Annotated in this window: 15 protein-coding genes; 1 reads left to right on the top strand and 14 read right to left on the bottom strand. The window is 63.0% G+C overall.

The features are described from left to right. Positions 1-47: 47 nt before the first annotated feature. The 11 genes from LJE93_09305 to LJE93_09255 all read right to left on the bottom strand — a co-directional run bounded on the left by LJE93_09305 (position 48) and on the right by LJE93_09255 (position 14,846). Positions 48-1,415 (bottom strand): tetratricopeptide repeat protein, encoded by a 1,368-nt coding sequence (locus LJE93_09305; protein MCG6949092.1) that lies wholly within the window; start codon positions 1,413-1,415, stop codon positions 48-50. 164 nt (positions 1,416-1,579) lie between these two features. Then, positions 1,580-2,059 (bottom strand): hypothetical protein, encoded by a 480-nt coding sequence (locus LJE93_09300; protein MCG6949091.1) that lies wholly within the window; start codon positions 2,057-2,059, stop codon positions 1,580-1,582. Then, on the bottom strand, positions 2,056-3,453 hold the full coding sequence (locus LJE93_09295) for an O-antigen ligase family protein (protein MCG6949090.1): 1,398 nt from the start codon (positions 3,451-3,453) through the stop codon (positions 2,056-2,058). Before LJE93_09295 ends, LJE93_09300 begins: the two co-directional genes overlap by 4 nt. A gap of 9 nt (positions 3,454-3,462) precedes the next feature. Next, positions 3,463-4,161, bottom strand: a complete 699-nt coding sequence (locus LJE93_09290) for a response regulator transcription factor (protein ID MCG6949089.1) — start codon at positions 4,159-4,161, stop codon at positions 3,463-3,465. A gap of 15 nt (positions 4,162-4,176) precedes the next feature. Continuing rightward, positions 4,177-5,502, bottom strand: a complete 1,326-nt coding sequence (locus LJE93_09285; GenBank protein ID MCG6949088.1) for a HAMP domain-containing histidine kinase — start codon at positions 5,500-5,502, stop codon at positions 4,177-4,179. Between the two features lie 254 nt (positions 5,503-5,756). Further along, positions 5,757-6,980, bottom strand: coding sequence for an ornithine--oxo-acid transaminase (rocD, locus tag LJE93_09280; protein ID MCG6949087.1), 1,224 nt, complete (start codon positions 6,978-6,980; stop codon positions 5,757-5,759). Positions 6,981-7,315: 335 nt separating this feature from the next. Continuing rightward, positions 7,316-8,447, bottom strand: a protein-coding gene (prfB, locus tag LJE93_09275; GenBank protein MCG6949086.1) for a peptide chain release factor 2 whose coding sequence is annotated in 2 segments (ribosomal slippage) — positions 7,316-8,380 and positions 8,382-8,447 — 1,131 coding nt in all. Because the reading frame shifts where the segments join, the coding sequence is not laid out codon by codon here. A 95-nt stretch (positions 8,448-8,542) separates the two neighbouring features. Beyond that, complete coding sequence (gene lnt / locus LJE93_09270; GenBank protein ID MCG6949085.1) at positions 8,543-10,048, bottom strand: apolipoprotein N-acyltransferase; 1,506 nt, start codon at positions 10,046-10,048, stop codon at positions 8,543-8,545. 144 nt (positions 10,049-10,192) lie between these two features. Then, positions 10,193-11,317 (bottom strand): CoA transferase, encoded by a 1,125-nt coding sequence (locus LJE93_09265; GenBank protein MCG6949084.1) that lies wholly within the window; start codon positions 11,315-11,317, stop codon positions 10,193-10,195. Between the two features lie 121 nt (positions 11,318-11,438). After that, positions 11,439-13,535 carry an enoyl-CoA hydratase/isomerase family protein gene (locus LJE93_09260; GenBank protein MCG6949083.1) on the bottom strand — a complete coding sequence of 699 codons (2,097 nt, stop codon included), beginning with the start codon at positions 13,533-13,535 and terminating at the stop codon, positions 11,439-11,441. A gap of 3 nt (positions 13,536-13,538) precedes the next feature. Continuing rightward, positions 13,539-14,846, bottom strand: a complete 1,308-nt coding sequence (locus tag LJE93_09255; GenBank protein MCG6949082.1) for an acetyl-CoA C-acyltransferase — start codon at positions 14,844-14,846, stop codon at positions 13,539-13,541. A 207-nt stretch (positions 14,847-15,053) separates the two neighbouring features. On the opposite strand from LJE93_09255, the gene LJE93_09250 reads away from it, so the two are divergent. Beyond that, positions 15,054-17,135: a prolyl oligopeptidase family serine peptidase gene (locus LJE93_09250; GenBank protein MCG6949081.1), complete on the top strand. Its 2,082-nt coding sequence runs from the start codon at positions 15,054-15,056 to the stop codon at positions 17,133-17,135. 125 nt (positions 17,136-17,260) lie between these two features. On the opposite strand, the gene LJE93_09245 is transcribed toward LJE93_09250, so the two are convergent. The 3 genes from LJE93_09245 to LJE93_09235 form a co-directional block, all read right to left on the bottom strand. After that, a complete protein-coding gene (locus tag LJE93_09245; protein ID MCG6949080.1) occupies positions 17,261-17,530 on the bottom strand; it encodes a hypothetical protein in 270 nt (89 codons plus the stop codon). Positions 17,531-17,719: 189 nt separating this feature from the next. Next, positions 17,720-18,109 carry a response regulator gene (locus LJE93_09240; protein MCG6949079.1) on the bottom strand — a complete coding sequence of 130 codons (390 nt, stop codon included), beginning with the start codon at positions 18,107-18,109 and terminating at the stop codon, positions 17,720-17,722. Between the two features lie 39 nt (positions 18,110-18,148). Next, positions 18,149-19,143, bottom strand: a 995-nt coding sequence (locus LJE93_09235) for a permease (GenBank protein MCG6949078.1), incomplete at its 5' end; no start/stop codon positions are given.

Genomic DNA, 19,143 nt, shown 5'->3' with positions numbered 1-19,143 from the left:
CGAAGAAAAGGGGCGCCGAGGCGCCCCAGAGTCGTTTGGAATTGCAGCTATCCTCGTTCGAGACCGATCGCGCTGAAACCCGAGTCCTCGAACTCGGTCACCCACGCCGGGTTGACACCGCGCACCTTGGCGAGCAGCGCGTGCGCTTCCGCATCCTGGCCGTCGGCGAGATATATCTCGGTGAGAACCGTGCGGTTGTAGAGCTTGAACAACGCCGGGTTGGTTTCGATATAGGTGAGGTTCTTGTCCGCGGCTTTGAGCCACTTTTCGGCCTCGTCGTAATCCCCCTGGAGTGCGAATCGCACGCCTTTCATGTTCTCGGTGACGGCACGCAGCATCTCCATATTCTTCCACGCCGAGCTTCCTTCGTACTTGGCGAGCAACCCTTCGGCCTCCCCTTCGATCTCGAGGGCGGTGTCCCAGTCACCCAATTTACAGGCGGCGAGGTGGACCGTCGTCTTGGCGAAACTCGGGTTGGGCTTCTCTACGCACGGCGAAGTTTCGGCAAGATCGAGGATTTCCTGCCAGGCTTCCTTGTTGCGGAGAGACATGAATTCTTCCACACAACCGAATTCCCTGACGTAGTCTTCAGGAATTCCTGCGGATGCTGCCCGCTCGATCGTCTCGTGCAAACCTTCGAGATCGCCAGTGTAGGCCTTCAGGATAGCAATGTGCTCGTACGTGTTCCAGAAATCCGGCTTGAACTTCAGCGCCTGCTCGAAAGACTCCTCCGCCTCGTCGTAGCGACCGAGAGCGATGAACAGCTCGCCCAGCGAATCGTGGGGGTTCGCCTGGTCGGGGGCAATGAAACGGTAGCTCTTGAAGTACTCTTCGGCCTCGGCGAACCGGCCCCGGCTCATGTTGATGTAGCCGAGCTGGTTGTAGGCGATGACCCAGTTCGGCGCAATTTCCGCCAGCCGCCGGTAAAGAGGTTCGGCCGTTTCGAAATCCCCGGTGCTCCAATGATGGATGGCCTTCTGATTGAGGATGTGCGGGTCGTTCGGGTATTTCGCGAAATATCTGTCAACAATCTCGGGGACGTCCTCGCGCCTCTTCTCCGAGACGGCCCGTTCGCGTTCGACGAAATACTGCTCCCGACCCGTCAGGCCGGAGATGTCGGCTGAGAGGATCTCTTCGCGGAGAGCCTCGGCCTTCTCCTTGTCCTCACGATAAAAGCTATTCATCGCAAAAAGCCCGGCCACTACGAAATTGGGATCCAGCTCGTACGCGCGCCGAAAATGCTCCTCGGCCTCGGCCTTATAAAGCTTCATCTCGGCGTCCATCCCAGCCTCGAACTCCGCAAGGGCTTCGGGTGACGAGGTCGTCCATTCCGGGCCTCTCGGGACCGCGACGAGTGTGATACCGAGCCCAACGACGACGGCCGTCGCCAGCCCAATCCAGATCCATCTTTTCATCCTGCCTCCAGCGCGATCAGCCGACGCGTACACCGTTCACTCAGTGCAGATGCACGTATCTGTCTTCATTGTACGCAGAACCCAGTGGATTGTTGCATTATTTCCCGCAGCGGCGCGAAGTTCCGAGTGTGTCTCGGGGTCCTGCCTTCAGCCGCTGGATCGTCTCATCCCTGAACATCTTCGCGGGCGGCTCGCGCGCGGCCGAGCAGAAGCTGGGTCTTGCGCCGCGTTGGCCAGGTGAGGACGATCATTATCGCGCACAAGGCCAGCAGCCACACGCCAGATGCGGGACCGGTCCCCCACAGCGACACCACGAATCCGGCGACCGCCATCACTTCGAGCCTGAGCAGTACCGCCACGTAAGCGAGCCAATGATCTCTGAGGAGTCTTTCCTCATCACCGTGCACCGCGTAGGCGCGGCGAATCTTCTTCATGCGGGCACCCGCATCCCGATTGGCGGAGAAACCGATCCACAGGCCGGCCGCGAACGCGACCAGGGTCACAGTCACCGGCGACGCGACGGACGATCCCCGATAGGGCATCGTGTACGCCGCCGCCGCCACGAGAAGGGTCACAACCAGAACCACGATTCCGGTCACCCGCATTCGCGCGAGGTGCCAGCCGAAGTCGATTCTCGCGGTCACGTTCCGCCTCCCACCACGCCGAGAGCATCCGGTGCCAATCCGCGATCGTCAGGTTCGTCCAGAAGGTCGGGAGTCGGTGGACGACGTTGCTTTTCTCGGATCCACACCCCCCACACCAAACCCAGCCACGCCGCCAGTAAATACCTGTTGATCGGTGTCTGTAAACCGAAGCCCACCACCTCGTGGAGGGCAGTCGCGCTTAGGGCCACGGCTGCGCCGGCCAGTGGGAATCGAAGCTCGTATCGAAGGCGCCGCACCCTCGACGGGCAGAAGGCCCGCAGCAGGCCAACCAGGACGAGGACCAGGATTGCCATCCCGATGACGCCAGCAGTCGAAAGCCACTCGAGCCAGTCGTTGTGCGCCTGCTCGAGGACTGCGGCGCCGGTGGCGGGCTTGTCGAGGCCGATCACGAAACGGTAACTCCCCAGACCCGAACCCACTATCGGCGAGCGGGCCCATGAATCGACGGTCGCCCGCCAGAAATCCCACCGCGTGTTGCCCTCCACGCCTTCGACCATGAACAGCTCCGAAAACCCATCCTGCAGAACAGGCAGTCGGTTCCAGGCGAGAATCACCGCCACCACCAGTATCGTCAACCATCCGACCAGCCATGGCCACCTCCGAGCTTGCGACGGGCGGAGCCACAGTGGAGCGGTCATGACCAACGCCGCAGCGAGAAAAAGCACGCCGCCGCGTGAGGATGACCTGAGGACCGACGCGATTCCCACCATCACCACGACCACCGAGGTCAGCCCCACCACCGCCGCACGTTGCCGCGTGCTCCCAGAACCGGACAGCGAACGCACCGCGGCGGCCAACAGCACGAGCGCGGCAGGCAGGCTGAGCTCGATCGCGGCCGCAAAGTGGTTGGGGTTGACGAACGGACCGTAGACCCCGCCACCAGCCGTGTTGGCGCGAATCAGCAGCACCTTCTCTGGCGCACCGCTCTCCCCGACAAGACCGAGCACCGCGATCACGCCACACGTGACCGCGATGGTGCCGAGCAACGTCGGGAGCCCGCTCCGGGTGGAGGCCATCCGGCCAGCAGTCATTGCGATCCCGACGAGCACAACCATCGACGCCGTAACCTGCACCGTCGACCAGGGAGAAAGCGAGAGCGGTGCCCACCCGTCAGCCATCACTTCTGTGTAGCCAGGTTGAACGAGGTGCCGAATCCACTCCGGCAAAGGTACGAGCTGGACGACGACGAGAATCAGAAATCCGACGGTTGCCGCTCGGACAGACGCTGGCATCCGGGGAATCCGTCGGAGATCGATGAACAGAACGAGTACCACAACGGCTGTTATGAGCCGGGTGACCGGGTCGACGCCCGCAAATGCCACGGCATTGCCCACCAGGAGCACGGCAAGCAGGACCCGGTGGGTCGAAAGCATGGACGGAACTCAGTCCGGGCAGCTGAAACGGTAGCCCACGCCCCTGACCGAATGGATGAATTGTGGGTCCTTGGGATCGGATTCGAAGTACCGGCGAAGCCGGACGATGAAGTTATCAATCGTGCGCGACGAGGTCGAGAAACGGTAGCCCCAGACCCGCTCGAGGATTTCTTCTCGAGAAACCACCTGGTTTCGCCTTTCGACCAGCAACTTCATCAACATGCACTCCTTCTCGGTCAGGTCCACTTTGCGGTCGCCCGTCTTCGCCTCGTAGGTCAGGAAGTTGACCTCGTTGTCACCGAATCGAAAGGCCTCCCGTTCTTCCGGCGCCGAGCGGTACCATTCCTGCCGCCGAAAGATGCCGTGAATCCGGAGTATCAACTCCTCGAGAAGGAAGGGTTTGGCGACGTAATCGTCGGCCCCGACCTTGAGGCCGAGCAATCGATCAGCGTCTGCCGCCTTGGCCGTCAGGAAGAGAATCGGTACCCTGCTCCCGGTGGCGCGGAGGCGCTTGCAGACCTCGAGCCCGTCGAGCTCCGGCATCATGATATCGAGGATGACGAGATCGAACTGAATGGTCCGGGCCAGGCGCAGACCCTCCTCGCCGTCATACGCAATGGTGGTTGAAAACCCTTCGAACTGCAGATTGTGGGCAAGGGCATCGGCGAGATGCTCCTCGTCATCGACGATGAGAATGTGTTTCTTCATTCTCCTCCTCCCACTTCAATAGTGCGCAGGCAAGGTGACCCGAAAATTCGACCCATCAGGACCGGTCGACGCAACTTCGACCTTGCCCCGGTGCGCTGCCACGATCTGTTGTACCAGATACAGCCCGAGTCCGGTGCCCTTCGTGGTCCGCGTCATCTCATCACCACCCCGGAAAAAACGCCTGAATACCGACGGCAAATCGTCCTTCGAGATGCCGGTGCCATTGTCGCTGACCTCGAGCACCGCCCTGGAGCCGTCGAAGCTCAGGTCGATTTCAACGGTTGGTGGGTCGCCCCCGTAATTGACGGCGTTCTCGAGCAGATTCGAGACCACGATCGTCATCGCCTCGGCATCCAAATCGGCGTGGATACCGGGGGATATCTCCGTTCTCAGATGCGCCCCTTCGGCGAGAGCACGGCGCTTGAAATCTTCGATCGAGTCCTCGATCAGCCGGCTGAGGTCCTCCTCCTGTCGACGAATCGGGGTCGATCCTTCTCCGAATCGGGTCGCCTCCAATATCTTCTCGACCAAGTTCTCGAGCCGCTCGACGTCCACCAGGGCGTTGCCGAGGAACTTTGCTCCGGTCTCGGGATCCGCACGACCGGATATCACCGTTTCCAATACCAGGCGCATCGTTGCCAGGGGAGATTTGAGCTCGTGCGTGACCGCCGAGAGGAAGTTCCGGTGCTGCCGCTCGAGCTCCACCTCGCGCCGAAAGGACCGCCACAGGAGGCCGATCAGGACAAGCATCAGAACCGCGAAGAAGAGGCTCTCGAGCACAACCATCACGATCCGGTCCTGGTAGTCCTCGAGCACCGCTGCCCAGACCTCGATTCGAGGTCTCACCGTCAGCCCGTCGAACGGCTCGGCCAGGGCCACTCCTGGCGGCCCTTCTTCTCCGGTGGTCGTCACCTCGAGAAGCTCGCCGACGTCGAAAACCGCCTGGCCCCAGTCACCACCAATCACCGCGGTCACACATCGGAGCCCCGACTGGAAACTGATCTCGACGACTCCCGACGGACCCATGTGTGTGGGTGGGCACTGTTCGACCGCAAAGGCCGCTCGCCAACCCACGAAGGGCGCCGGCACCTGATTGCGACCGGGCTCGTCGCCCATCATGACCGCGGCTTCGAGGGCGGTGCGGGCGGTTCGGAGATCGTTCTCGACGCGCACCGCCTGGCTTTGGGCTGCACCGAGCAGGCGCTCACGCTCGAACTCGAGAATCGTCCTGTTGAGCCGTAGGATGACCACGATCCACCAGGTCAACTGGGCATTGATGACAACCACGACGAGCACCGCGACAACCACGTGGCGCATCGTGATGGGTCCTTGGCGGCGCATTAGAGGCAGTATAGCGATCCGCCCCAAAACCCGATACTGGATGCTCGATGCTGGATCCTCCCACCCGCCCTCTTGCACTCCGAGCGCGCTCAGAGAAATGCGCCTCCACCGAGAAGCGCCAGGTGCCATCTTTCGTATTGTTGGAGGCTGGTCGGCGAAGCGAGTCTACCGTCGAGGCCGACAATGCGATAGGTGGCTCCTGATACTCAGTGGCGATAGAGAGAGCTCAGCGCCAGATCGGGACCGGGATTGAGTCACGACGTAGTCAGCGCCTTGCTGATCCTCTCCACCGCCCAGTCGATCTCCTCCCTCCCGATGGTCAGCGGTGGCGCCACGCGAATGACGGTGGCGTGGGTCTCTTTGCAGAGCAGGCCATCCTCCTGGAGCGCCTCGCAGAAACGCCGGGCGCCGCCGGCCTGGTCGTTGAGCTCGATGGCGATCCACAGGCCGCGCCCGCGAATCTCCTTCACGTGTTTCGAGTCGATCGTTTGCAGCTTATCGAGGAAATAGGCGCCGTTGGCGGCGGATTTCCGCACCATGTCTTCGTCCACCAGCACCCTGAGCGCCTCGCGCGCGACCGCTGCGCCGAGCGGGTTGCCGCCGTAGGTGGAGCCGTGGTCCCCCGGACGGAAGACACCCATCACCTCGTCGTCGGCGAGAATCGCCGACACCGGGTACATGCCGCCCGATAAGGCCTTGCCGATGATGACGATATCAGGCCGGATGCCCTCGTGCTCGTACGCGAAGAGCTTGCCCGTGCGACCGAGACCCGACTGGATCTCGTCCACAACCAGCAGTGCGTTGTGTTGGTTCGTGATCTCGCGCAGGCGCCTCAGGAATCCGTCCGGCGGGATGACAATACCGGCCTCGCCCTGAATCGGTTCGACCAACACCGCGGCCACCTTGTCATGCATGGCGGCGGATACGGCGTCGGCATCGCCGTACGGCAGGAGTCGGAAGCCAGGAGTGAACGGCCCGAAACCGAAGCGGTATTCGTCCTCCGATGAAAAGCCCACAATGGTCGTCGTGCGACCGTGGAAATTGCCATCGAAGACCAGAATCTCAGCCTCGTCGGCCGGAATCCCCTTGACCGTGTAGCCCCATTTTCGGGCCGCCTTGATCGCTGTCTCGACCGCCTCGGCGCCGGTGTTCATCGGCAGAACGCGGTGATATCCGGAAAGAGCGGTCAGCTCTTCACAGAAGGGACCCAGCTGATCGTTGCGGAAGGCGCGCGACGTCAAGGTGACCTTCTCGACCTGCTCTCGCATCACCTTGACCAGGCGTGGGTGGCAATGGCCCTGGTTGACCGCCGAATACGCGGCGAGAAAATCGAGGTATCTCTTGCCCTCGACATCCCACACCCAGGCGCCTTCGGCCTTTGCGATCACCACGTCGAGGGGGTGATAGTTGTGCGCTCCGTGGCGCTCCTCGAGCTCGATGAACCGAGCCGATCCGGTCAGTTCAGCCGTCTGCTTCATAGCGACATCCTCCGTTTGTACTGTGATTGGGGAATGTCGGCAGAGACCAGGTCGATCTGCCTCCCGCAATTCGCACGGTACACGTCAGTCCAGGTTTACGCAATACCAGTGAAATGGGTTCGAGGGGGCGAGGGCAATACGATGCTGGATGCTGGATGCTGGATGCTGGATTCTGGATGCTGGATTCTGGATGCTCGATGCTCGATGCTCGATGCTCGATGCTCGATGCTCGATGCATCGAATCAATAAATCGTTTGGCTGACTTGTCGAGGGGCTTGCCGTGCCGAAGCCCAATTGGCCAAGCCGGGTGGGTGGGCGGATCCAGTATCGAGTATCTAGGATCCAGTATCCGGTGAGTGGGCGGGCCCGTCCTGCTGCGCGTTCCAGTGTAGGAAAGCCTCGATGAAGTCGTCGATGTCGCCGTCGAGCACCCGGTCGGCGTTGCCCACCTCGTGCTCGGTGCGCAGATCCTTGACCATGCGGTAGGGCTGGAGGACGTACGAGCGAATCTGGTTGCCCCATGAAATGTCCTTCTTGGGGCCCTTGAGCTTCTCCATCTCCTCTTCGCGCTTCTCCATCTCGAGCTCGAAGAGGCGCGCCTTGAGGACCTTCATGGCGCTCGCCAGGTTTTTGATCTGCGAACGCTCGTTCTGGCAGGTGACGATGATCCCGGACGGCTCGTGCACGACGCGCACCGCCGAGTAGGTCGTGTTCACGCCCTGCCCTCCCGGCCCTGACGAGCAGTACCGATCGACCCGAATGTCCTTCTCGGGAATGTCGAGATCGACCTCGTCATCGACCTCGGGATAGACGTGCGCCGAGGCGAACGACGTGTGGCGGCGCGACTGCGAGTCGAAGGGCGAGATGCGCACCAGGCGGTGGACACCGTTTTCAGAGCGCAGGGTACCGTAGGCATAGGGTCCCTTGACCAACAGCGTCGCGCCCTTGATGCCCGCCTCCTCGCCCGGCTGCTCGTCGATCACCTCGACATCGAAGCCACGCCGCTCGGCCCAGCGGAGGTAGAGCCGTTCGAGCATCTGCGCCCAGTCCTGGCTCTCGGTTCCGCCGGCACCGGGGTGAATCTCGATGAAGGCGTTGGAGGCATCGTGCTCGCCGGTCATCTTGGCGGTCAGCTCGACGCGATCGAGCAACGGCGAGATGCGTTTGAGCGCTTGTCCGAGCTCCGTGTCGGCCCCGTCCTCGCCCTCGCGAGCCATCTCCATCAGCACCTCGAGCTCTTCGTGCGCCTCGATCAGCCCCTCGGCGGTCGATACCTGCTCCTGGAGCTTCGAGCGGCGGCTCATGACCTGTCGAGCCCGCTCCTGATCCGACCAGATGTCCGGGTCCTGGGCCTCGGTATCGACCTCGGCCAGCTGTTCCCTCAGGGAATCTTCGTCAAAGGTACCCCCGCAGGCGCTGGATGCGCTCCATTTCGGCTTCACCGGTTTGCATCAGTTCTTCCAGCATTTCCGCCTCTCAAGGGGTATCCGCCCAAACGGGCGGTCTCATTCTACTCAACAATCGAGCGCTCCGCCACCTTCCAACGTTGAACGTTTGAACGTTCAAACGTTAGAACGTTTTTTGACTCGTTTTCTTCCTGCGAGTTGAGGTGAAAGGGGCAGGAGAATCGTCGCCACCGCGCAGAGCATCGCCCACCAGTCGCCGAGCCGCACTCTCGGGGTAAGTCCCTTCATCGGCTGGACCGATTCGTACAATGTGCCGGTCTCTCCGACTGCCAGCTGCGAGACGACCCTCCCCGACGGATCGACGAAACCTGAGATGCCGGTCAGGGCTGCGCGGGCGAACCACCGCCGGGTCTCGGCCGCGCGCAGGCGAACCTGGGCGAAGTGCTGGTGCGGCGCCCAGGAGAAGCCGTACCAGCCATCGTTGGTGAGGGTCACGAGGAGCTGAGCACCGCGGCGTACCTCTCGAGCCGGGAGGTCTGGAAAGACGACCTCGAAGCAAATGGCGATGCCGAGCGGCACGCGGGCCGGCATCACCACCGGCTCTTCGCCAGGGGTGAAGGCCCCGACCTCCCGCACCAGGGACTCGGTGAAGGCGACACGAGCCCATCCTGGCACGAACTCGCCAAAGGGCACGAGGTGGACCTTGTCGTAGCGCATCGGCGAAACGCCATTCCTGGTCACCAGGTACGCCGAGTTTGCGTAATCGCCACCTTCGAGCCCGGCTATCGAGTTGAGGACGATCTCGACCTCCATCTTCCCGGCCATCTGCTCGACCATCTCTCGATACGCCGGATCATTATCGAGCCTGTACGGAACCGCGCTCTCCGGCCAGAGCACGAGCTCGGCGCCGCGCACAGCGGCTTCCGCTGTCATCGCCCACACCCGATCGGCAATTTCGCCCGCCTGGGAAGGGTCCCACTTCTCCTCGAGCGAGGTCCCGGGTTGCAGGGCCGCTACCCGCAGGGGCGCGCCGGCCGGCTCGGCAGGCGGAGCGGCTGTCGTGGCAACCACGAGCACCACCACCGAAAAGGCGAGGGCCAGCGCCGCGCTCCTTCGGGTGTCGAACTGGAAGATTCCCCACACTGCGGAGCTCGTCGCAACTGCCCACCACGCAAGCCCGGTCGCGCCCCACACCGGAAGGCAGTTCATCAACCAAGGGCAGTCGACGAACGCGGAGGCGGGCCCCGTCCAGGTGAAACCGTACGGCGGGTATCGCTGGAGGATCGAGAACGAGATCCACGCTGCCGGGAAGAGCCAGACCCGCCACCGGGTCCTGACCAGCGACGTGACCCACCCGGCGAGAGCCCACAGGAGGCCCAGGTAAGCCCCCATCCCGACCAGACATCCAACGGCCACCACCCGGGGAAGTCCACCGTAGTAATGCATCACGGGAACCACCCAGTTGGTGGAAATCACCCAGAAGACCGTCCCGGCGAGCCATCCGAGGAGAAACGGCCGCCACTTCCCCGGCGACCGCTCGATCGCCTCGAGAAGCATCGCCGGAAAAAGAAGGGCCAACAGTCCGAGCCCCGGTCCCGGCATGGCGAGGGCGAGAGACAGCCCTGAGAGCACGGCGAGAATCCAGGGAAGTGCCAGCTTCATCATGACGAGTATATGCGGCTCGATGCTGGATGCTGGATGCTGGATGCTGGATGCTGGATGCTGGATGCTGGATGCTGGATGCTGGATGCACCAAATCAATAAATCGTCTCGCTGCCTTGTCAAGGGGCGTGCGGGCGGTACGTCTTAATTTTGAATTCCGAATTCGGCGAGAATGGCCTCCGTGTGCTCCCCCAACTTCGGCGCGGCCCGTGCCGGCGTTTGGCTGACACCGGCGAGCCATGGACCCACCCCCGGCGCCGCCCGCCCATCAGGCATCGGCGTTGCCTCGGTCAATCCAGCGGCGGCGAATGTCGGTTCCACCAGGGCCTCGTCGAATCCGTGCACCGGCCCGATCGGCAACGCATGCTGCTCCGCCATCCGCAGCCAATGTTCCCGCGGGTGGGCGGCGAGGGCCTTCTCGACCGCGACGACGGTTCTCGCCCCCTCCTCGCCGAGCGCAAAGGCAGCTTCCTCCAACTCACTGGCGTCGATCAGCTCCACGAACGCCGACCAGAACTTGGGTTCGAGGGCGGCCAGCGACAGGCTCTTGCCGTCACCGCAGCGGTAGACGCGATAGCACGGGCAGACCCCGCCAAGCAGGGTATCGAGCACCCCTCCTCCACCGAGCGCCTGCTCAGCCCAGCTCCATGTGAGAAAAGGCAATGGACCGGCGGCGAGGGGTTGCTCGAGCCGCCTGCCCGCGCCGTCGCGTTGGCGGGCCAGCAGGGCGGCAAGGATCGACGACGCAGCAAGCAGGCCCGAGGTGATGTCGGCGAGCTGCAGCCTCGGCACCCGACCACCCACCAGATCCAGCACGCCGGCCATGGCGCTGAAGTTGAGGTCGTGGGCCACGCGGTCTCGCACCTCGGGGCCGGAGCCGAAGGAGGACAGGGAGCACCAAACGAGTCGCCGGTTCCCGGGTTGCAGGTCGCCCCAGCCCAGGCCCCAGCTCGCGAGGGTTCCGGGACGGAAGCTCTCGACAAGCACATCGGCACGGGATGCCAAGCGGCGCAGCCGATCCGCATCGCCTCCATCACGCAGGTCGAGGGTGATCGATTCGGCGCCGCGAAGGAAAGTCGTGAACCCGACGCCGATGCCATCCACCTGCGGCGGGACCATGCGCATCGGGTCCCCTGTGCCGGGCTCCTCGATCTTGATCAGCCTGGCACCGAGATCGAGCAGCTGGCGGTCCAGCACCGCACCCGGCAGCATGCGGCTCAAATCGAGCACCACAACACCATCGAGGGGAGGCTTCAACCCACCCACCATGCGTGGCCTCCCCAAGTGTTGAGTTTTGAGTTATGAGTTTTGAGTTCCCACCCACCACCCCCGAGAGCCACCGGGCGGGTGGGGGAAAACTCAAAACTCAAAACTAAGAACTCAAAACTCCTCATGGGTAGAATTCTCCAGTTTCTGTGAGCAAGGTTGCCGGATCGAAGCGCTTGCCGTACCTTGCAGCGAGTTCGTCCAACTTCGTGGCAACCGCCTCCCTGCCGACCGTGTCGACGTAACGGAAGGGCCCCCCGCGGAAGGGCGGGAAGCCGAGGCCGAGGATCGCGCCGAGGTCGCCGTCGCGCGGTGACGCGATCACGCCCTCCTGCAGGCAGTGTACGGCCTCGTTGACCATCAGCAGGGCCAGCCGATCCTGGATCTCGGCCGGGGCGATGCTCCTTCGCTGGCCACCGCCGAGCAACCGGGAGACCTCCGGGTTGATGTCCTTCTTCTTCTTCTTTTGCTTCGGATAAAGGTAGAACCCTCGACCGTTCTTGCGCCCGTGCAGACCCGCATCGAAGAGGCGCTGCATCGCTCCCGAGCCTTCGAGGCCACGCTCTGCGAACGCGCGGCCGAGGTCCCGGGCCACGTGGGCGCCGACGTCGATCCCGACCTCGTCGACCAGCGCGAGCGGCCCGACCGGGTAGCCGAAGTCCTTCATCGCCCTATCCACGTCTTCGACCTGGGCGCCTTCCTCGACCAGCAGCACCGCCTCGTTAAGGTACGGGGCGAGAATCCGGGTGGTGTAGAAGCCCGGGCCGTCCTTGACGACGATGCAGGTCTTTCCCTGGGCTATTCCGAAAGCTCGAGCAGTGGCAGCAACCCACGGCGCCGTTTCATCGCCGATAACGATCTCGAGCAGCGGCATCTTCGGCACCGGGGAGAAGTAGTGCATGCCGATCACACGTTCGGGGTGGCGCGCCCCGGCAGCAATCTCCGAAATCGGCAGGGCCGAGGTGTTGGAGGCGAAAATCGCTTCCTCGCCCACCCGCTCTTCGACCTCCGCCAGTACCCGCCGTTTGAGGTCGAGATCCTCGAAGACGGCTTCCACCACGAGATCGGACTCGTGGAGGTCATCGACCTCGGTGGTCAAAAGGAGACGTGAACGCCTGCGATCCGCCTCGACCCTGCGGATCGCCCCGGATCGGACCTGGCGTTCGAGTCCGTCATCGATCGTTTTGGCCGCCTTGCCCAGCATGTCGTCCGAAATATCCCGAACCACAACCGGGCAGAGTCCGAGGGAGACGGACGCGACGCCCGAGCCCATGAAACCGCCGCCGAGCACCGCCAGCCGGCTGATCTCGCGTCCCTCGCCATCGCCCTTCTTGGCCTCGTTCATCGCGTGGAAGAGGCGCACCATATTCCGGCTCTCGGGGCCTGCGGCAAGCCTGCCGAAGTACTCGCTCTCGAGCGCCAGCCCGGCTGCCCGGCCCTTTTCGAGTCCGGTCTCGACGCAGTCGAGGATCGCCGGAGGCGCCGGGTAGAGGCCGCGGGTGCGCCGCTCCACCTGCTCGCGCGCCTTGCGCAGAATGAATGCACGACCGGGTGCGACCGACGCCACTCTGTCCATCAGGTTCTTCTTTCGGGGTCGGCGCCGTAGAGAGCCGTCAGCCAGCGCCAGCGCGGCGCGGGCGCCGGTCTCGGCGATTCCGCCCGGCGTGGTGATGGCGTCGACGAGACCCATCTTCTTCGCGCGCCTCGCGCGCACACGCTTGCCGGTCAGCAGCATCGGCAGCGCGGCCACCAGACCCACCCGCTCGACCAGCCGCTGGGTGCCACCCCCCGCCGGCAGCAGTCCGAGCATCACCTCGGACTGGGCCAGGACAGTCTTCGGATCGTCGGTCGCGAGGATGTAGTGACACGCAAGCGCGACCTCGAGCCCTCCACCGAGGGCAGCTCCGTGGACCGCGGCCACCACCGGTTTCTTGGAGGTGAAGATCTTTTCGAGGAGGGCGTTTCCCTCGCGCGACAGCGCGCTGATCTCGGCTTCACCGAGGCCTTCAATGACCTCGAGATCCGCGCCGGCGATGAAGGTATCCGGCTTGGCCGAGACCACGACCATCGCCCGGACATCGTCCTCGTCGAGCAGTGGCGCCACTTTTGTGTTGAACTCTTCAACGACCGCCGGTGAGAGCGTGTTGACCGGCTTGGTCGGATGATCGAGGACGACGATCGCCACACCGTCGGGTCTGCGTTCGACTTCAATCATGCCCATCGCTCACCCCCTCCCACCGAGCCGCTCGAAGACCAGGCCGATGCCGATGGCGCCTGCCGCACACGCAGCCACCAACCCGTAGCGTGCTTCCTCCGCCTCGAGGCGGTGGCAGCAGTTGGTGATCAAGCGGGCGCCGGTGGCGCCGAAGGGATGGCCGAGAGAGGCCGAGCCGCCCCAGGCGTTGAGCCGATCACGGTCGATCGCTCCGACCGCCTTGTCCCGGCCCAGGCGCTCGCGGCAGAACTCCTCGTCATCGAGCACCTGCAGCACGGCCAAGACCTGGGCCGCAAATGCCTCATGGAGCTCGATCACTTCGACCTCGTCGAGCTCGAGACCGGCTCGATCAAGGGCCATTGGCACCGTCATCGCCGGCCCCAGCAGGAGCTCCTCCAGCGGATCGAGGGCGGCGATCGCCGAGCTCTTGAGGGCTGCGATCGGTTCGAGGCCGAGGTGCTCGGCCGCCGATTCGGAAGCCAGCAGCACCGCCGAGCCACCGTCCGTGAGGTAGGAGGAGTTGCCGGCGGTGACGGTGCCGAACTTCCGGTCGAAGGCAGGCTTGAGCTTGGCCAGTTTCTCTACCGACGTATCGGGCCGTACGCCGTTGTCGGCGTTGACCGCCCGGTAACGGGGCGGAGGGTAGGCGGGCACGATCTGGCGCGCCAGCCGACCGTCGGCAGTGGCGGCAGCCGCACGGTGGTGGGACATCATCGCGTATTCGTCCTGCGCCTCGCGGGTGATGCCCATTCGCTTGGCCAGCCGTTCACAGTTCTCACCCATCACCTCGCCGGTAGAGAACTCGGCCAGAGCCACCGGTTCGGGCAGCAGGTCCATCGGACCGAGGCCCCTGAGCAGCTTCAGGTAATCACCCGGGCCGCGCGCCTTCTGCGCCGCGATGAGGCGCTTGCGAACGCTCCGGCGATAGCGAATCGGTGCATCGGAGAGCGTCTCGGCACCCGCTGCGATCGCGACCTCGGCATCGCCGACCTGGACCGCCCGCGCACAGTCGAGGAAGGACTGCAGCGACGAAACACAGGCGACCGAGACCGTGAAGGCGGGGCAGCTGTCGGGGAGCTGCGAGCCCAGCACAACCTCGCGGCCGAGGTTCGAGGTCGCCGGGTCGGCGATCACCGTTCCCATGACCAGCAGGTCCACCTCTTCCGGTGCGATACCGGTCCGGTGGATCAGACCGGACACGGCCATTCGCCCGAGATCGTACGATCGAAGATCGGTGAATGCCGTTCCCGACCTGCAGAAAGGTGTGCGGCAGCCGTCGATGACGACCACCCTGCGCGACGATTCCAAGTTATTCATCGAATGTCTCCCGTCATGTTGATAACAGAATCCGAACGAGCCTGCCACCGTCGCGCAATTTTGAGTTTTGAATTTTGAATTTTGAGTTCCCGCCCAACCCCCCGGGGTACGTTGATGCGGTTCAACTCAAGACTCAAAACCTCCCTCTGCTACCATGCTCAACCTATGGCCCTTGTTGCCGTATGCATCTCAGGAAGGAGAATGACCATGCGCAACCGGACAACACTCACGATCCTCGTCGCCCTCTTCGCCGCGACACTCTGCATCGCCGCCGACGAGGACCCCTACCTCTGGATGGAGGAGGTCGAGAACCAGAAGGCCCTCGCGTGGGCCAAGGCGCGAGCGGAAGCCGATACCGCCGTCATCGAGGCGGTACCCGAGTTCGCCGAGATTCATACCAAGCTGCTCGAGATCTACAACTCGCGCGACCGAATTCCACAGCCCGCAATTCGCGGCGACTGGATCTACAACTTTCGTCAGGATGCCGACCACGTGCGCGGCATCTGGCGCCGTGCGACCCTCGACGAGTACGTCACGGAGGATCCCGCATGGGAAATCGTTCTCGATGTCGATGCTCTGGCGGAGGCCGAGAACGAGAATTGGGTGTGGAAGGGCGCAGATTGCCTGCCGCCCATATACCAGCACTGCATGATCAGCCTGTCGCGCGGCGGAGCGGATGCCACCGTAGAACGGGAGTTCGACACGGTCGGCAAAAAATTCGTCAAGGACGGTTTCACACTTCCGGAGGCGAAGCACAGGATCGGCTGGAAGGACGAAAACACGCTGTGGGTCGCAACCGACTTCGGCGAGGGTTCGCTCAACAAATCGGGCTACCCGCGAATCGCCAAGGAGTGGAAACGGGATACTCCGCTGGAGGAAGCGACGACCGTCTTCGAGAGCTCGGTCGACGACGTCTTCGCCATCGCCTCTTCGAATCACACACCGGAGGGGCGCTACGACATGGTCACCTTGGTACCGGAGTTCTTCCGTGAAACCACATATCTCATACTCGGCGGTCGCCTGGTCAAGCTGGACCTCCCCGAAGATGCGAACCTGCACGGGTTCTTCAAGGACCACCTGCTCGTTTCGCTGCGCACAGACTGGGAAGTCGGCGGGACAAATTATGAGCAGGGAAGCCTGATGACAATCGATCTCGATGATTTCCTCCAAGGCTGTAGAAAATTCCAATTGCTCTTCGAGCCCGAAGAGCGGATCTCCCTGAATCAGGTCCGTTCGACCCGGAACCACCTCGTCTACACGACACTCGACAACGTCCGCGGGCGCCTCTACCGGCTCACGCCGGGAGAAGATGGCTGGGCGAAGGAGGAGATCGAGCTGCCCGGCATCGGCACCGTCAACCTCGGCCGCGGTGGCTACTTCTCCGATGAATCCGACGATTTCTTCTTCACGTACACCGACTTCGTCACACCATCGAGCCTCTACTTGGCGGATGCCAACGGAAAAACCGAAAAGGTCAAAACGTCTCCCGCCTGGTTCGACGCCACCGGAATGACGGTCGTCCAGTACGAGGCACGGTCCAAAGACGGCACCATGATTCCGTACTTCGTTGTCATGCCGAAGGGCTTCGAGGCCGACGGTGCAAATCCGACCCTGCTCACCGGCTACGGTGGCTTCGAGATCCCACGCCTTCCGCGTTACTCCGGCACCGTTGGTACCTCCTGGGTTGCGCGCGGTGGTGTGTATGCCCTCGCCAACATCCGCGGTGGCGGGGAGTTCGGACCCAAGTGGCACCAAGGATCGATGAGAGAAAAGCACCAGAACAACTTCGACGACTTCACCGCCGTCGCAGAGGACCTCATCGCACGCAAAATCACCTCTCCCAAGCACCTTGGAATTCTGGGTGGTTCGCAGGGCGGCCTGCTGGTCGGAGGCTCCTTCGTTCAGCGGCCGGATCTCTTCAACGCGGTTGTCTGCGCCGTACCTCTACTCGACATGAAGCGGTACAACAAACTGCTCGCCGGTGCGAGCTGGATGGCCGAGTACGGCAACCCGGACACCGACGACTGGGAGTTCATGAAACACTGGTCGCCGTACCAGAATCTCGATCCCGACGCCGATTACCCGGAAGTCTTCTTCTGGACAAACACCCGCGACGATCGTGTCCACCCGGCGCACGCTCGCAAGATGGTGGCCAGGATGGACGAAATGGGTCACAAGGTCTACTACTACGAGAACACCGAGGGAGGGCACGGCGCCGGTGCGAACCTCAACGCCCGCGCCTACACCGACGCCCTCGAATTTGCATACCTGTGGATGAAGCTCCGCTGATCTGCCTGCGGCCAATCAGCGAATTTTGAATTCTCAATTTTGAGTTTTGAGTTTCCTTCTCCGACCCCCGGCCCGACGGGGATCGGGTGGGAACTCAAAACTCATAACTCAAAACTCAAAATTGACTAGGTGACGATCGCGACGCCGGCCCAGATAATGCCGCCAAGAATCAGGAGCGGTATCAGCAGCACGAGGCCGAGGACGAGGACCACAGGTCCGAGCACGACCAGGGCGATGATGAAGCCGATGATGAAGACCAGCGCCTTGAGGCCGAGCACGATCGGCAGCAGGGCGAGCTTGAAGACGATTTTGACCAGCCCGGCGAGCAGGGCGATCACACCCACCACGATCGCGCCGACAAAAACCAGCGTCAGTATCGACAGCACTTCGAGCATCTTTCGGTCCTCCTGATTGAAGATACGCACACCTGATCGGAAAAGTTCCCGATGGTGGATGTTGGATGCTGGATTCTGGATGCTGGATTCTGGATGCATCGAATAGATGAACCGCGAAGCTGAATTGTCATAAGCAGTCGGGAGGATCCAGGATCTAGCATCCAGTATCGGGTGGGTGGGTGGGAGGTTCTACCGCCGCATGATCGAATCGAGGATCATCAGAAACGCCGCCTGCTGCTCCGGCTCGGTTTTTTCGATTACCGCCAGGCAGCCGGAGTCATCAAACTCCTCGTGCAGCCGGTCAGCCGGGTGGCTCGAGGTGATGATCACCCTCTTGAGGTCGACACCCGCCTCGTGCGCGGCGGTGCAGACCTCCTTGCCATCCAGCTCCGGCATTTCCCAATCGAGCAACAAGAGGTGGATGTCCGGTGCCATGCCGAGGACCGCTTCTTCGGGGTCGATGTAGGTCTCGACCGCGATCTTGTCGCCGTAACGCTCCTCAAGCAACTTGCGCCAGACGGCGCACTGGATTCTGGAGTCGTCGACCACCACAACCCGACGCTTTACACTCGTGGGCATCCCGAAAAGACTACTCCTGCCGGTGGAAAATCTCCAATGTCAGGCTTTCGCTTCGAAGCCGAGCGAGGTCACCGCGTCGATGAGTTCCTTGACCGAGAAACCGTTGCCACGGACCCGCGCTGTGCCTTCATCCAGTCTCACTTCGGCATTAGTGACGCCGGCGATCTCCGAGAGGGCCCTCTGCACACTCTGCACGCACCCGTTGCACCGCATGCCGGTGATATCGAGTGTCAGCATCTGCTCGTGGTCTTCATTCATCGCTTCGGCTCCTTCCGGACGTCGCCGAGGTCGGAGGGCGTTGACCAGCACCACCAGCAGCAGCAGCGCACAGGCGGTCTCGAACCAGGACATCACTCCCCCGATTTCACCGTGTACGTGGGCTCCAGCCTCCGCCATCGAGGCTGCCGCCGGAACGAGAGCGGATTCCGGCAGGGCACCGGTGCCGATCAAGCCGTCGACCGCCATCCCGGTGACCAGCGAAGCCACCGCCACCGTCGCCAGGTAGAGGATTGCCGTGCGACGGCCGAGCACCTTCCACAGAGTGGTCAACGCGGCTGAGTTGGTTGCAGGACCGGATATCAGGAAAACGAGTGCCGCTCCCGGCGACAATCCGGCGTGAATCAGGCCGAGGGCGATCGGGGTCGATGCGGTGGCGCAAACGTAAAGCGGAATCCCGATCGCCATCGCCGCCAGCATCGGCAGCAGGCCGCCTCCGAGGTACGACTCCAAGGCCCGCGGCTCGACGAATGTAGCGATCAACCCCGAGACGGCCACCCCAAGAATCAGCGCCTTGCCGATGTCTCTCGGCAAAACAACAAGGCCGTAATGCGCAGCCTGAATGATCGTCGGTCGTTCCTCCGCTCCTTCGTCACAGCAGGACGAGGAACAGCTCGGGCCCGACTTGTCGAGCGTCTGCCCCTGGCTGGTGGCGCCGGTCCCGTTGTTGAATGCCTGCACGAGACCGCCACCGAAAATTCCGGTCACCAGCGCCGCGACCGGGCGAACCACCGCCAGGAACGGGCCGAGAAGACCGT

The organism is Acidobacteriota bacterium (assembly GCA_022340665.1).
Taxonomy (GTDB): domain Bacteria; phylum Acidobacteriota; class Thermoanaerobaculia; order Thermoanaerobaculales; family Sulfomarinibacteraceae; genus Sulfomarinibacter.
Note: the sequence above shows the minus strand (reverse complement) of the source record. Positions and strands in the feature narration are given on the sequence as shown.

What these genes read in the sequence shown, in the direction of transcription:
- LJE93_09285 (MCG6949088.1), bottom strand. Translation starts at nt 5,502, where the DNA reads ATGCGCCGCCAAGGACCCATCACGATGCGCCACGTGGTTGTCGCGGTG.
- rocD (MCG6949087.1), bottom strand. Translation starts at nt 6,980, where the DNA reads ATGAAGCAGACGGCTGAACTGACCGGATCGGCTCGGTTCATCGAGCTC.
- LJE93_09260 (MCG6949083.1), bottom strand. Translation starts at nt 13,535, where the DNA reads ATGGGCATGATTGAAGTCGAACGCAGACCCGACGGTGTGGCGATCGTC.
- LJE93_09295 (MCG6949090.1), bottom strand. Translation starts at nt 3,453, where the DNA reads ATGCTTTCGACCCACCGGGTCCTGCTTGCCGTGCTCCTGGTGGGCAAT.
- LJE93_09305 (MCG6949092.1), bottom strand. Translation starts at nt 1,415, where the DNA reads ATGAAAAGATGGATCTGGATTGGGCTGGCGACGGCCGTCGTCGTTGGG.
- LJE93_09250 (MCG6949081.1), top strand. Translation starts at nt 15,054, where the DNA reads ATGCGCAACCGGACAACACTCACGATCCTCGTCGCCCTCTTCGCCGCG.
- LJE93_09245 (MCG6949080.1), bottom strand. Translation starts at nt 17,530, where the DNA reads ATGCTCGAAGTGCTGTCGATACTGACGCTGGTTTTTGTCGGCGCGATC.
- lnt (MCG6949085.1), bottom strand. Translation starts at nt 10,048, where the DNA reads ATGAAGCTGGCACTTCCCTGGATTCTCGCCGTGCTCTCAGGGCTGTCT.
- LJE93_09265 (MCG6949084.1), bottom strand. Translation starts at nt 11,317, where the DNA reads ATGGTGGGTGGGTTGAAGCCTCCCCTCGATGGTGTTGTGGTGCTCGAT.
- LJE93_09290 (MCG6949089.1), bottom strand. Translation starts at nt 4,161, where the DNA reads ATGAAGAAACACATTCTCATCGTCGATGACGAGGAGCATCTCGCCGAT.
- LJE93_09240 (MCG6949079.1), bottom strand. Translation starts at nt 18,109, where the DNA reads ATGCCCACGAGTGTAAAGCGTCGGGTTGTGGTGGTCGACGACTCCAGA.
- LJE93_09255 (MCG6949082.1), bottom strand. Translation starts at nt 14,846, where the DNA reads ATGAATAACTTGGAATCGTCGCGCAGGGTGGTCGTCATCGACGGCTGC.